General features: G+C 68.1%; 14 protein-coding genes and 1 pseudogene. 2 read left to right on the top strand and 13 right to left on the bottom strand.

All coding sequences use genetic code 11. The annotated features are described in order from the left end of the window. The 7 genes and pseudogenes from AC3XYG_RS03495 to AC3XYG_RS03465 form a co-directional block, all read right to left on the bottom strand. A pseudogene (locus AC3XYG_RS03495) lies at positions 1-421 on the bottom strand (peptidase); the annotation flags it as partial. 39 nt (positions 422-460) lie between these two features. Further along, positions 461-1,291: a transglutaminase family protein gene (locus tag AC3XYG_RS03490; RefSeq protein WP_489138423.1), complete on the bottom strand. Its 831-nt coding sequence runs from the start codon at positions 1,289-1,291 to the stop codon at positions 461-463. Between the two features lie 15 nt (positions 1,292-1,306). After that, the gene (locus tag AC3XYG_RS03485) at positions 1,307-2,248 is read right to left on the bottom strand and encodes an alpha-E domain-containing protein (protein ID WP_489138422.1); all 942 of its coding nucleotides are present in this window, start codon (positions 2,246-2,248) and stop codon (positions 1,307-1,309) included. 46 nt (positions 2,249-2,294) lie between these two features. Next, positions 2,295-3,686, bottom strand: a complete 1,392-nt coding sequence (locus tag AC3XYG_RS03480) for a circularly permuted type 2 ATP-grasp protein (protein ID WP_489138424.1) — start codon at positions 3,684-3,686, stop codon at positions 2,295-2,297. A 153-nt stretch (positions 3,687-3,839) separates the two neighbouring features. Further along, positions 3,840-5,204 (bottom strand): glutamate--cysteine ligase, encoded by a 1,365-nt coding sequence (locus tag AC3XYG_RS03475; protein ID WP_489138421.1) that lies wholly within the window; start codon positions 5,202-5,204, stop codon positions 3,840-3,842. 34 nt (positions 5,205-5,238) lie between these two features. Continuing rightward, entirely contained in the window at positions 5,239-6,003 is a 765-nt protein-coding gene (locus AC3XYG_RS03470; protein WP_489138420.1) for a 16S rRNA (uracil(1498)-N(3))-methyltransferase, read from the bottom strand. Between the two features lie 81 nt (positions 6,004-6,084). Next, a complete protein-coding gene (locus AC3XYG_RS03465; protein ID WP_489138419.1) occupies positions 6,085-6,897 on the bottom strand; it encodes a methyltransferase domain-containing protein in 813 nt (270 codons plus the stop codon). A 140-nt stretch (positions 6,898-7,037) separates the two neighbouring features. Between AC3XYG_RS03465 and ubiA the strand changes: the two genes are divergently transcribed. Next, positions 7,038-7,976 carry a 4-hydroxybenzoate octaprenyltransferase gene (ubiA, locus tag AC3XYG_RS03460; RefSeq protein ID WP_489138418.1) on the top strand — a complete coding sequence of 313 codons (939 nt, stop codon included), beginning with the start codon at positions 7,038-7,040 and terminating at the stop codon, positions 7,974-7,976. On the opposite strand, the gene AC3XYG_RS03455 is transcribed toward ubiA, so the two are convergent. Then, positions 7,977-8,318: a DUF488 domain-containing protein gene (locus tag AC3XYG_RS03455; protein ID WP_489138417.1), complete on the bottom strand. Its 342-nt coding sequence runs from the start codon at positions 8,316-8,318 to the stop codon at positions 7,977-7,979. It abuts the gene before it with no gap. Next, positions 8,315-8,596, bottom strand: coding sequence for a hypothetical protein (locus AC3XYG_RS03450; protein WP_489138416.1), 282 nt, complete (start codon positions 8,594-8,596; stop codon positions 8,315-8,317). The genes AC3XYG_RS03455 and AC3XYG_RS03450 overlap by 4 nt, the downstream gene beginning before the upstream one ends. A 26-nt stretch (positions 8,597-8,622) precedes the next feature. Here AC3XYG_RS03450 and AC3XYG_RS03445 point away from each other — a divergent pair, with 26 nt between their 5' ends. After that, on the top strand, positions 8,623-9,276 hold the full coding sequence (locus AC3XYG_RS03445) for a class I SAM-dependent methyltransferase (protein ID WP_489138415.1): 654 nt from the start codon (positions 8,623-8,625) through the stop codon (positions 9,274-9,276). A 40-nt stretch (positions 9,277-9,316) separates the two neighbouring features. On the opposite strand, the gene AC3XYG_RS03440 is transcribed toward AC3XYG_RS03445, so the two are convergent. The 4 genes from AC3XYG_RS03440 to AC3XYG_RS03425 all read right to left on the bottom strand — a co-directional run. After that, the gene (locus tag AC3XYG_RS03440; RefSeq protein WP_489138414.1) at positions 9,317-10,396 is read right to left on the bottom strand and encodes a L,D-transpeptidase family protein; all 1,080 of its coding nucleotides are present in this window, start codon (positions 10,394-10,396) and stop codon (positions 9,317-9,319) included. A gap of 189 nt (positions 10,397-10,585) precedes the next feature. Continuing rightward, a complete protein-coding gene (gene groL, locus AC3XYG_RS03435; RefSeq protein ID WP_489138413.1) occupies positions 10,586-12,238 on the bottom strand; it encodes a chaperonin GroEL in 1,653 nt (550 codons plus the stop codon). Between the two features lie 49 nt (positions 12,239-12,287). Then, entirely contained in the window at positions 12,288-12,599 is a 312-nt protein-coding gene (gene groES, locus AC3XYG_RS03430) for a co-chaperone GroES (protein ID WP_489138412.1), read from the bottom strand. A gap of 154 nt (positions 12,600-12,753) precedes the next feature. Next, positions 12,754-13,770 (bottom strand): TRAP transporter large permease (locus AC3XYG_RS03425; protein ID WP_489138411.1); only part of this gene is annotated, 1,017 nt, incomplete at its 5' end.

Below are 13,770 nucleotides of genomic sequence, written 5' to 3'. Positions count from 1 at the left end.
TCGCCTCGATGAAGTTGCCGGCCTGGTAGATCTCGAACAGCCGGCAGCGCCGCCCGACGATCTGGCCGCCGAGCAGGAAGGAGGCGTTGAAGCCGCCGGCATGCTGCTCCATCGCCGGGCCGTCGCGGTCCCAGACCGCGCGCACCGCCTCGCCCACCAGCTCGGCACAGCGGAACATCGACGGCGCGGACAGCAGGCTCTCCGGCCCGTCCTTGGCATCCGCCGCCTCGGACAGCAGCGCCACGACCGACTGGGTGATCGCCAGATTGCCGGCGGTGAGCAGGATCATCACCCGGTCGCCCGGCCGCTCCCAGATATGCATCTTGCGGAAGGTGGAGATGTTGTCGACCCCGGCATTGGTGCGGGTGTCGGAGATCATCACCAGCCCTTCGTCGAGCAGGAGTCCGAGGCCATAGGTCATGCGAAGCGATCCGGGAGCAACGTCGAGGGAATCGATGGGTCAGGCCTGCGTCTGGGTCTGCTGCTGCTGGCCGACGCTGACCGTGACTTCCAGCGCCTCGCCGCCGCCGCCATGGCGCAGGCCGCGGACGGGTGCTGCGTCGCGGTAGTCGAGGCCGATGGCGACGCGGACATAATGTTCGGTCGGGCACAGCCCGTTGGCGGCATCGAAGCCGACCCAGCCGAGCCCGTCGATATGAGCCTCGGCCCAGGCATGGCCCGCCGCCTGGTCGACGCTGCCGTCGGCCATGAGCAGATAGCCGCCGACATAGCGGGCCGGCAGGCCGAGATGCCGGGCACAGGCGATGAACACATGGGTGTGATCCTGGCACACCCCCGTGCCGGCGGCGAGCGCCTCGGCCGCCGTGGTCGTGGTCTCGGTGAAGCCGGGCTGGAAGGCGATGCGGTCCCGCACCGCCATCATCAGCCCATGGGCGAGGTCGATGGGGTTCGGGCCGGTGACGGCGGCCGTCGTCTCCGCCAGCTCAATCAGGGCCGCATCGGCCCCGGCCAGGGGCGACGGGCGGAGATAGAACAGGGGCGGGAACAGCTCCGTCGTGCCGGTCACCACGCCCTGGGTGTCGTGGGTGATGACCTCGCCCTCGACCACCAGGGTCAGCGAGTCATGCGGCCGCTCCAGCATCAGCATGTCGACGGCATTGCCATAGGCGTCGTCGCCGGGGGCCAGGTTCGCCCCGGCCGGCGGCACCACGCGCCAGCGCAGCACCTCCTGCCCGTCATGCGACCGCGGGGTCAGGCGCAGCATCTGCAGGCTGCGCGCGACCGGCGTGTCGTAGCGGTAACGGGTCTCGTGGCGGATGAGCAAGCGCATGTGATAAGGGCCGGGTCAGATCAGGTAGGCCTTGCTGACCTCGAGGCCGAGGATGGTGTTCTGCTGGATGAAGCCGGTCAGGTATTCGTGCAATCCAGTCTCGAAAATCGTGTCGATGCGGCCGTAGCGCAAGCGCGAATACATCTCCCCAGCCAGACGCTGGCATTCATGCTTGCCGCCGTAGCTGTCGGCGAGCCGCCCCAGCAGGTCCACCATGCCGGCGAGACAGCCGGCGAGGGAGCGCGGCATTTCCGGCCGCAGCACCAGGAGTTCGGCCACCTGGCCGGGCTTGATGCCGTCGCGGTAGAGATAGGCGTAGCTGCCGAGCGCCGAGGCGCCGCGCAGGATCGCCGTCCACTGGTAGAAGTCGAGGCTGCCGCCGACCTCTTCATCCGCCGGCAACAGCACATGGTATTTGACGTCGAGCAGCCGGGCCGTGCTGTCGGCCCGTTCCAGGAAGGTGCCGAGCTGCAGGAAGATGTGGGCGTCGTCGCGCAGCATGGTGGTGACGACCGCGCCCTGGAACAGCATCGCCCGTTCCTTGACCCATTCCAGGAAGCCGCGCAGGTCGCCGTCGCGGATCAGTGCGTCCTTGCCGCCTTCGAGGTCGAGCCAGGTGGCGTTCAGCGTCTCCCACATCGGCCGGGTCAGCGCCGCGCGCACCGCCCGCCCGTTGGTCCGTGCCCGCTGCAGGGAGGAACGGATGCTGGACGGATTGTCGGGGTCGAGCACGATGTAGTCGACCACCGCCTCCGCCGTCGCCAACTCGTGCTTCTCATAGAAGCCGTCCTGGCAGCCGGAGATGACCACGGCGGAGTGCCATTCGTCCTTGCGCTCGCTGCCGCTGTTCGGCGTCAGCGCCATGCGGTCGGCGACCTCCAGGATCCGGGCGAGATTCTCGGCGCGCTCGATATAGCGGCCGAGCCAGTAGAGGCTGTCGGCGGTGCGGCTCAGCATCCCGAAAATCCTGACTTGGTTCCGACCATCCTGCGTCCCGGCACCGTCATTCCGTCAGCACCCAAGTGTCTTTTGTCCCGCCGCCCTGGCTGGAATTGACCACCAGGGAGCCTTCGCGCAGGGCGACCCGGGTCAGCCCGCCCGGCACGATCCGGACCCGGTCGTCGCCAGTCAGCACGAAGGGGCGCAGGTCGACATGCCGGGGTGCCACGCCCTGCTCGACGAAGGTCGGGCAGGTCGACAGCGCCAGGGTCGGCTGGGCGATGAACAGGTCGGGGTTGGCCTTGACCCGTTCGGCATAAGCCACGCGCTCGGCCCGGCTGGCGGTCGGCCCGACCAGCATGCCGTAGCCGCCCGACCCGGACACTTCCTTCACCACCAACTCGTCGAGCTTGCCGAGGACGTGGCTGCATTCCTCGGGCTTGGAGCAGTCCCAGGTCGGGACGTTCTTCAGGATCGGCTCCTCGCCGAGATAGAAGCGGATCATCGCCGGGACGTGGATGTACATCGCCTTGTTGTCGGCAATGCCGGTGCCCATGGCATTGGCCAGGGCGACGTTGCCGGCGCGGTAGGCGTGGTACAGGCCGGGCACGCCAAGCATGGAGTCCGGGTTGAACACCAGGGGATCGATGAAGTCGTCGTCGATCCGGCGGTAGATCACGTCGACCCGCTTCGGCCCGCGGGTGGTGCGCATGTAGACCACGGCGTCGCGGACGAACAGATCCGAGCCTTCGACCAGCTCGATCCCCATCCGGTCGGCCAGGAAGCTGTGCTCGAAATAGGCGCTGTTGTAGATGCCGGGGGTCAGCAGCGCGACCGTCGGTTCGCCGTCGCAGTTGCGCGGCGCGATCGAGGCCAGCGTGGCCAGCAGCTCCTGCGGGTAGTGTTCGACCGGGGCGACGCTGTGCCGGGCGAACAGGTCCGGGAACAGCCGCATCATCATCTCGCGGCCTTCCAGCATGTAGGACACGCCGGACGGGGTCCGGGCATTGTCCTCCAGCACATAGAAGTCGTTCGGACCGACCCGGACGATGTCGATGCCGGCAATGTGGGTGTAGATGCCGCCGGGCGGGTCCAGCCCCTGCATCTCCGGCAGGTAGCCCGGATTGTGCAGCACCAGCCGCTCCGGCACCTTGCCGGCGCGCAGGATGTCCTGGCCGTGATAGACGTCATACAGGAAGGCGTTGAGGGCCTTGACCCGCTGGGCCAGCCCCTGCTCCAGGTGCCGCCATTCATCCGCAGCGAGCACCCGCGGCATGATGTCGAACGGGATCAGCCGCTCGGGATCGCCGCCCTCGCCATAGACGGCAAAGGTGATGCCGATGCGGCGGAACAGCGCCTCCGCCTCCCGGCGCTTGAGTTCGAACACCGAGTTCGGCGTCGCCGCCAGCCAATCCGCCAGGGCCGCATAGGGGGACCGGACCGGATCCCCACCCATCTCGTCGAATGCCTGCACAATCCCTCCGGCACGTCCCTGCTCGACCACATCATCAAGCAAGCCATGTGCCACCGACCGCAAGCAAAAATCGGCGACTCCGGCCCGTCGATGCCCAATATTTCACCGACGGCTGCCGGATCGCTATGCGCCGGATCAGTAGGCGTAGGACGAGAAGATCGGGTCGACCGAGCCGCCCCATTCGGTCTCGTACCGGCGCAGCATCTCCGACGCCTGGCTTTCGCCAGACTCGGCGATCTGCTGCAGGTCGTTGAGGAAGCCTTCCTCGGTTCCGCCGATCGCATCGGTCGCGGCGCGGGCCGCGAGGCCGTGCCGGGCGATCGCCAGCACCCGCAGCGCCACGTCGCGCACGGTGCCGCCGCGGAACGGGGTGGCCAAGCCGAGGCGCGGCACGTCGCGGCGCAGCGCCGCCCGCTCTTCCGTGGTCCAGTCCTTGACCAGGTCCCAGGCGGCGTCGAGCGCGGTGCCGTCATACAGCAGCCCGACCCACAGCGCCGGCAGGGCGCACAGGCGGGACCAGGGCCCCCCATCGGCGCCGCGCATCTCCAGGAACTTCTTCAGCCGCACCTCGGGGAAGGCCGTGGTCAGGTGGTCGGCCCAGTCGTTCAGCGTCGGCAGATGGCCGGGATAGACCGGCAGCTCGCCCTTCAGGAAGGCGCGGAAGTTCTGGCCGGACGCGTCGATGTAGCGGCCGTCGCGGTAGACGAAGTACATCGGCACGTCGAGCAGGTAGTCGACATAGCGCTCGAAGCCGAAGCCGTCCTCGAACACGAAGGGCAGGTCGCCGGTGCGGTCCGGGTCGGTGTCGGTCCAGATGTGGCTGCGGAAGCTCTGGAACCCGTTCGGCTTGCCCTCGATGAAGGGCGAATTGGCGAACAGCGCCGTGGCGATCGGCTGCAGCGCCAGGCTGGCCCGGAACTTCTTGACCATGTCGGCTTCGGAGGCGAAGTCGAGATTGACCTGCACCGTGCAGGTGCGGGCCATCATGTCGAGGCCGAGCGAGCCGCGCTTCGGCATGTAGTCGCGCATGATCTTGTAGCGGCCCTTCGGCATCCAGCCGATGGCGGAGCGCGGCCATTTCGGCTGGAAGCCCAGGCCGATCATGCCGATGCCGAGTTCGGTGCCGACCCGCTTCACCAGGTCGAGATGGTCGGCCACCTCGGCACAGGTCTCGTGGATGCTGCGCAGCGGCGCGCCCGACAGCTCGACCTGGCCGCCCGGCTCGAGCGTCACCGAAGCCTTGTCGCGGATCAGCGCGATCAGGTTGCCCTCTTCCTCGACCCGCTCCCAGCCATGGCCGGCGAGGCCTTCGAGCACCGCGCGGATGCCGTCCGGCCCCTCATAGGGCAGCGGCTTCAGGTCGGACAGCCGGAAGGCGAACTTCTCGTGCTCGGTGCCGATCCGCCAATCCTCGGGCGGCTTCGATCCGGAAGCGAGATAGTCGACGAGCTGCGCCTTGCTCTGGATCGGTGCGGCGCTGGCGCTCTGGGGACCGGACATGGGCGACCACTCGGGTGTCGGGACGGGGTTGGGATCAGAGGCGATGCGGCGGCCGGCCGCGCCCGTCGCCGGCGAGCATCTGCCAGACCGCGAGCGCGGCGATGGCCGCCGTGTCGGCGCGAAGAATACGAGGGCCGAGGCCGACGGGTCGAACAAATTCGTGACGGCGCAAAAGGTCGAGTTCCGCGGCCGCAAAACCGCCCTCCGGCCCGATCAGCAGACCGGCCGGGCCGGCGGCTTCCGCCGCCACTTCGGCGATCGGACGGGCGGTGCCGGCCTCGGCGCAGACCAGCAGCGACCGGCCGGCCGGCCAGGCCGCGAGCAGGGCGTCGAGCCGCAGCGGATCGCGCACATCGGGCACATCCAGCCGTTCGCATTGCTCGGCCGCGCCGACGGCATGGGCGCGCAGCCGGTCGAGGTTGACGCGCTGGACATCGGTGAAGCGGGTGAAGACCGGCTGCAGCACGGCGGCGCCGAGCTCCGTGCCCTTCTCCACCACCGCATCGACCGCATCCTTTTTCACCGGCGCGAAGCAGAGCCAGAGGTCCGGGGCGGGCGCGGGCGCCCGCAACTGCCGTTCGACCGCAGCACTGCCGCCTGACTTGCCCAGGGCGTCGAGCCGGGCCAGCCATTCGCCGTCGCGCGGGTTGAACAGGCGCAGGCCCTCGCCCGGGGGCAGCCGCAGCACGCTGCGCAGATGATGCGCCTGGGCATCGGACAGCGGCACCGCCTGCCCGGCGGCCAACGGGGCGTCGACGAACAGGCGGGTGCGCGGCAGGGCATCGGTCGGCGAGGTCATGCCCGACGCTAGCCGCTGGCCGCCCGGCCGGCAACGCGTCCTTGGGACGACAGGGGTTGCTTCAGGCAGAGGCGAGGGCGCCTACCGGGCGGCGACCACGATGTGGGCGCTGATCCCGCCTTCGATGGCGCCATTTCCAAATCGCCGCGCGAGGGCCTCCGACACGCTTTGGGTCGCGGCTTCCAGGCCTGACGGAACCCGGGCCTCGATTTCGGTTCTGAGCGGTGTTCCCTGGCAATAGGCGATCGCGACATCGTGCGCGGAGGTGCCCCGACTTCTCTGGTCCAACGTCTCGATCGCGACTGATCGGAACCCTGCGGCGACCAGTTCGGCGTGGATTACCTCGGGATCCCAATAGCCATGCGGCGTTCTTGCGATGAAGCGGGGTGGATCGTCCGGAAACAACTCCGCCACCGCGTCCACCACCGTCTGCGCAAACTCATTCGCCGCGAGTCTGTCCCAGACATTGAAGAGGGAGTGCCCTCCCGGCTTCAAGACACGATGCGCTTCCCGATAACCCTGGATCTTGTCCGGAAAGAACATCGCGCCGAACTGGCATGCCACGACATCGAAGGTTTGCGCTTCGAACGGAAGCGCGAGCGCGTCCGCCTGCCGCCAGACGATTCGACCGTCGTCAGCCTGCCTGGACATCGCCCGATCGAGCATCGGCTGGTTCAGGTCGGTTGCCGTGATCCGCGCCGTCGGCTCGAGCCGGGCCCCTATGGCCCGTGTCAGGACACCGGTGCCGGCGGCGACCTCCAGCAGGTCGCGGGGCGCCAGCCCAGCCACCCGTTCGGCAAGGTCATACGCATAGGCCTCGAAGATCAACGGCACCAACAGGCGATCGTAGAGATCCGGAATTGCGCCCGCGAAGAGCTCATCCGCCGCCGCCATGGCACCTGCTCCCGTCAAACCGACCCTGTTCCACACTACTACATCTGCAGGCGCGCAGGCCGCCCGCCCCATCTCCGTCTTTGTCAGGCGGCCGCAACAAGGTAGTGATGCGGGATCGCGGCGATATCAGCGACAGGGCCATGACCGACACCGCCTCCGACATCCGGGCCGAGAGCTGGCTGATCCGCTGGGCGCCGGCGCCTGTCCGCCCCTATCTGACGCTGGCCCGGCTGGACCGGCCGATCGGCACCTGGCTGCTGCTGTATCCGTGCTGGTGGGGACTGGCGATGGCGCCGCGGCCCCAGGGCGGTTCATTCGGCGGATTCGGCTGGATCGACCTGTGGTACTGGCTGCTGTTCGGCATCGGCGCGATGGTGATGCGCGGCGCCGGCTGCACCGTGAACGACATCCTGGATCGCGACTTCGACGCCCGCGTCGCCCGCACCCGCACCCGGCCGATCCCGAGCGGCGCGGTCAGCCCGACCCAGGCAGTGCTGTTCCTGATCGCCCAGCTGCTGCTGGGCTTCCTGATCCTGGTCCAGTTCAACGGCGTCACCGTCGGGCTCGGCATCCTGTCGCTGGTGCTGCTGTTCACCTATCCCCTGATGAAGCGGATCACTTGGTGGCCGCAGGTCTTCCTCGGCCTGGCGTTCAATTGGGGCGCGCTGGTCGGCTGGACCGCCGTCACCGGCCAGATGGCATGGCCGTCGCTGATCCTCTACGCCGCCGGGATCTGCTGGACCCTGGGCTACGACACGATCTACGCGCTGCAGGACATCGAGGACGACGCCCGCATCGGCATCAAGTCGACGGCGCGGCTGTTCGGCGCCGCCACCCGGCGCTGGGTCGCCGGCTTCTATGTGCTGACCATCCTGCTGATCGGCGCGGCGGGACTGACGGCCGGGCTGGCGCCCCTGCCCTTCCTGCTGGCGCTGGCCATCGGTGCCGCGCAGCTGGCTTGGCAAGTGGCGACGCTGGCAGCCGACCAGCCGGCCGATTGCCTGTTCAAATTCAGGTCGAACCGCTGGTTCGGCCTGATCCTGCTGCTCGGCCTGATCGCCGGCCGCGCCCTGGCCTGATCAGCCGCCGAGATACTTGGCGAGCGCCACCGCATTGTTGTGCCGCTCGTCGCGATGGGCGTAGAGCAGCGTCACCCAGCCGTCCTTGCTCTTCTGCCGCAGAAAGGCGACCGCATTCGGATGGGTGTCCAGCTCGACACCATAGCGGCTGCAGAACTCCGGCCATTTCTCCGGTTCCTGATGGGTCCAGCGGCGCAGCTCGTCGCTCGGCGCCACGGCCTTGAGCCAGAGGTCGAGCGACGCGGCCTCCTTGGTCAGGCCGCGCGGCCACAGCCGGTCGACCAGGACGCGGTAGCCGTCGCCTTCCTCCGGGGGAAGATAGACGCGCTTGACCCGGATCATGACGCGGCCCCGTCGCGCTTCGCGGCCTTGACCTTGGGCTTCGCCTTTGCCTTCGGCTTCGGGTCCAGACCGGCATAGGCCGGGTCGATCTCATTGAGATAGCAGGGTGGGGAGCTACACTCCCCGATCTCGTCTTCGGCCGGACCATCCTTCGGTCGGGCCGGTGCATGGCGACTCGCCATCTCGTTCGTTTCCTCACTCCGCGGCGAGGTCTGCGCCATCGCCTTTCCTCGAATCTTCCGCGTTCCGGCACCGGACATCAAGACGTCGTGGCTCATTGCCGCCCTGCAGGGTAGGAAGGGCGATGATTCCCGATATCGATGCCTTCATCCGCGCCAACACGGCGCCGACCCGCACGCCGCTGCTGCCCGAGATCCTGCTGCAGCTGGCCACCGAGGTGACGCCGCTGTGGCAGGCGACGGAGGAGACGCTGCACCGCACCGGCCTGCCGCCGCCCTATTGGGCCTTCGCCTGGGTCGGCGGCCAGGCGGTGGCGCGCCACATCCTGGACCACCCTGGGATCGTGGCCGGCCGGCGAGTGTTCGATTTCGCCTCCGGCTCCGGCATCGTCGCCCTGGCCGCGTCCCGGGCCGGCGCCGCCGCCGTGGTGGCGGCCGAGATCGACGCGATCGCGGTGGCGGCGATCCGGCTGAACGCGGCGGCGAATGGCTGTGCGGTCGAGGCCGATGGTGGCGACCGGATCGGCGATGCGCTCGACGGCATCGACGTCGTCTGCGCTGGCGACGTCTGCTACGAGAAGCCGATGTCGGACCGGGTGATGCCCTGGCTGCGCGCCCTGGCCGCGGCCGGCAAGACCGTGCTGCTGGGCGACCCCGGCCGCGCCTACCGGCCGCAGGACGGGCTGGAGGAACTCGCCCGGCACCAGGTGCCGACCAGCGTCGAGATCGAGGATCGCGCCGTGCGCGAGGCCGTGGTCTGGCGCGTGCTGCCGGGCTGAATCGCCCAGGCGCCCGTTGCCGGGCGCCTGGGTCGAGCCGTCAGTTGGTGGTCGGCGCGGCCGGTGCCACCGGTGCGACGGGAGCCGTCGCCGGCGGGGTTACCGCGGGCGCCGGCTCGGCCGGGACCACGGGAGCCGGCAGGGTGACGGCCGGGGCGGCCGGCACGACGGGCTCAACCGGCGTACCGGTCGTGTCCGGAGTCACCGCCGGCGGCACGGTGCCGTCGGCACCCGGAACCGTCTGGCCCGGCACCGTCTCGCCAGGTGTGGCCTGGCCGGGGATGATCTCGGCCGGCGGCGGGGTCGGCTGCGCCGCCTTGGCGGCCCGCGCCTCGCGGCGGCCGGCGGCACGCGCCAGATAGGCCTGCCGGGCCTCATCCTTGTTGGCATAGACATCGGGATAGTCCACCGCCTGGCCGAACTCGTTCGGGAAGTGGGTGAAGTAGCCGATATAGACCGGGATCTCTTCCGGCAGGCGCTCGGTGTACATGCGGCCGGCGCGGATCCTCTTGTCGATCTCGTCGACGCTGACCTCATCGGCCCAGGCCGCCACCTGCCGGACCTGCTCGACCCGGACGCAGCCATGGCTGAGCGCCCGCTTCTCGCGGCCGAAATAGCTCTTCTGCGGCGTGTCGTGCAGATAGATCGCCTGGTCGTTGTCGAGTTCGAGCTTCAGCCGGCCGAGCGGACTGCGCGGCCCGGATGGGATGTAGACGCTGGCCTCGTTGCGGACGATCGACGGCGTCGGGGTCCAGTCCGGGTTGTACTTGATCGCATACATGTTCGACATCAGCTCGGGCGTCGAGGTCCCGGCGGACCCGACCACGACCTTGCTGCGGATCACCGGGGCACCATCCTGGAACGCGATCAGCTCATAGGACGGGATGTTCACCAGGATGAACTTGCCGCGCTGCGGGATGGCGACATTGACGCCGGCGTCGCGCATCGCCTGCACGAAGGGGGACAGTGGCGGCGTCGCAGGCTGGGTGACCGTCGGGACACTGGCGGTCTGCTGTGCCGCGGGCACGCAGGCGGCGAGCGCCAGGACCGACGCAAAGACCAGGGCCGCGCGCGTGACGGGCCGGCGATGCTGCGACTCGCCTGTGCTGCTGGCGTTCATCTGGGATTCCCCCTTCTTCGACGGGCGGGCCTTGCAACCGCGACCCCTCAATCTTGATTTAGGCACAATACTCGGGCCGGCAATGAATCGGACTTCAAAAACCGCACGAGACCTTTGCATCGCCCAGCGCGATGGCAAAAAAAGGGCGCTCCGAAGAGCGCCCTTTCACAATTGGACTTTTGGACTGGATCAGAAGTCCATGTCGCCCATGCCGCCCATGCCACCCATGCCGCCGCCCGGGGCCGCAGCTGCCGGCTTGCGCTCGACATGCTCGGCCACCATCGCTTCGGTGGTGATCAGGAGGCTCGCCACCGAGGCGGCGTTCTGGAGCGCGGCGCGCACGACCTTGGTCGGGTCGATGACGCCGGCCTTGATCAGATCGCCATACTCGCTGGTCTGGGCGTTGTAGCCCCAGTTCTTGTCGTTCTTGTCCTGCAGCTTGCCGACAACGATCGAGGCGTCGCCGCCCGCGTTGGTGACGATCTGACGGACCGGAGCCTGGAGGGCGCGACGGACGATGTCGATGCCGACCCGCTCGTCGTCGTTGTCGTGCTTGACCTTGTCCAGCGCCTTGGAGGCGTAGAGCAGGGCCGTGCCGCCGCCCGGAACCACGCCTTCCTCGACCGCGGCGCGGGTCGCATGCATCGCGTCGTCGACGCGATCCTTGCGCTCCTTCACCTCGATCTCGGTGGCGCCGCCGACGCGGATCACCGCGACGCCGCCCGCCAGCTTGGCCAGACGCTCCTGCAGCTTCTCACGATCGTAGTCCGAGGACGTCTCCTCGACCTGCGCGCGGATCTGGTTGCAGCGACCCTCGATCTCCTTCTTGGCGCCGGCGCCGTCGACGATCGTGGTCTCTTCCTTGCCGATCAGGACCTTCTTGGAGCGGCCCAGCATGTCGAGCGTGACGCTCTCGAGCTTGATGCCGAGGTCCTCGGAGATCACCTGGCCGCCGGTCAGGATGGCCATGTCCTCGAGCATCGCCTTGCGACGATCGCCGAAGCCCGGGGCCTTGACCGCCGCGACCTTCAGGCCGCCGCGCAGCTTGTTGACCACGAGGGTGGCCAGGGCCTCGCCCTCGACGTCCTCGGCGATGATCAGCAGGGGCTTGCCCGACTGAACGACCGCCTCGAGCACCGGCAGCATGGCCTGCAGGTTCGACAGCTTCTTCTCATGCAGGAGGATGTACGGGCTCTCGAGCTCGCAGACCATCTTCTCGGCATTGGTGATGAAGTACGGCGACAGGTAGCCGCGGTCGAACTGCATGCCTTCGACGACTTCGAGCTCGGTGTCGAGGCTCTTGGCCTCTTCCACCGTGATGACGCCCTCGTTGCCGACACGCTCCATCGCCTTGGCGATCATCTCGCCGATGTCGCGCTCGCCATTGGCCGAGATCGTGCCGACCTGCGCCACTTCGGCGTTGGTCTTGATCGGCTTGGAACGGGCCTTGAGGTCGGCGACGACGGCTTCGACAGCCTTGTCGATGCCGCGCTTCAGGTCCATCGGGTTGAGGCCGGCGGCCACAGCCTTGACGCCCTCGCGGACGATCGACTGGGCCAGCACGGTCGCCGTGGTGGTGCCGTCACCGGCCAGGTCGTTGGTCTTCGAGGCGACTTCGCGCACCATCTGTGCGCCCATGTTCTCGAACTTGTCGGCGAGCTCGATCTCCTTGGCGACGGTGACGCCGTCCTTGGTGATCCGCGGTGCGCCGAACGACTTGTCGAGGACGACGTTGCGGCCCTTCGGGCCCAGCGTGACCTTGACCGCATCAGCGAGGATGTCGACGCCGCGCAGCATGCGCGACCGGGCGTCGAGCGAGAACTTAACGTCCTTCGCAGCCATCTTTTTTATCCTTACTTGTCTCGGGGTTCCAGTGAAGGCGACAGGCGGATCAGGCCGCCTTGGCCGACTTCTTCACGGTGATGATGCCGAGGATGTCGCTCTCCTTCATGATCAGGAGATCCTGACCGTCGAGCTTCACCTCGGTGCCGGACCACTTGCCGAACAGGATGCGGTCGCCGGCCTTGACGTCCAGCGCAACCAGCTTGCCGGCCTCGTCGCGCGTACCGGCGCCGACCGAGATGACCTCGCCCTCCTGGGGCTTTTCCTTGGCGGTGTCCGGGATGATGATCCCGCCAGCGGTCTTCTCGTTCTGTTCGATGCGGCGCACCAGCACACGGTCGTGCAGGGGACGGAATTGCATCGTCGCTCTCCCACTTATCTCGATGACGAGATTTGCGTTTAAAGGCCCACTCCGGCGGGCGTTAGCACTCCCTGCCGGTGAGTGCCAAGCATTTAGGCGCATGGCCGGAAAGGGTCAAGGCCCGCGGCGAGATTCACACCAAACAAAGAGTCGGTCAGCGGAACGCGGCCGGCAGCCACAGCGACAAGGCGGGGATGTAGGTGACCAGCAGCAGCACCAGCAGCGAGGCGCCGAAGAACGGCCAGATCGTGCGCATCGCCTCGCGGATCGTGATCTTGCCGACGGCGCAGCTGACGAACAGCACCGACCCCACCGGCGGGGTGTTCAGGCCGATGCCGGCGTTGAGGATCAGGATGACGCCGAAATGCACCGGGTCGATGCCGAAGGCCTTGACCACCGGCAGCAGCACCGGCGTGCAGATGATGATCATCGGTGCCATGTCCATGAAGGTGCCGAGGATCAGCAGCGCCACATTGATCAGCAGCAGCACCATGATCGGGTCGCTGGAGATGGCGTGGATCGCGGCCACAGTCGCGGTCTGCACCTGCAGCAGTGCCATCAGCCAGCCGAAAGCCCCGGCGGTGCCGATCACCAGCAGCACCATGGCGGTGGTGCGCACCGCCCCCAGCACCGCCTCGACGAAGCTCTTCCAATCGAGTTCGCGATACACCAGCAGGGCGATCAGGAAGGCGTAGATCACCGCGATGCACGAGCTTTCCGTGGCGGTGAACACGCCGGACCGAACGCCGCCGAAGATGATGCCGATCAAGAGGATACCGGGCAGCGCCACCACCAGGTAGCGGCCGACGGCACGCAGCCCGGGGAACGGGTCGGACGGATAGCCGCGGCGAACCGCGACGATATAGGCCGTCACCATCAGGGCCGCGGCCAACAGCAGGCCGGGGATGATGCCGGCGGTGAACAGGTCGGCGATCGAGACGTTGCCGCCCGCCGCGATCGAATAGAGGATCATGTTGTTGGATGGCGGGATCATCAGCGCGATGATCGCCGAATTGGCGGTGACGTTGACGGCATAGTCGCGGTCATAGCCACGCGCCGCCATCTGCGGGATCATCAGCCCGCCGATCGCCGAGGCATCGGCCACGGCCGACCCGGAAATGCCGCCGAACAGGGTCGAGGCGACGACGTTGACCTGGCCCAGGCCGCCGCG

This window comes from Inquilinus sp., assembly GCF_057815775.1.
The sequence above is the reverse complement of the archived record's forward strand: the minus strand, read 5'-3'. Positions and strand labels throughout refer to the sequence as shown.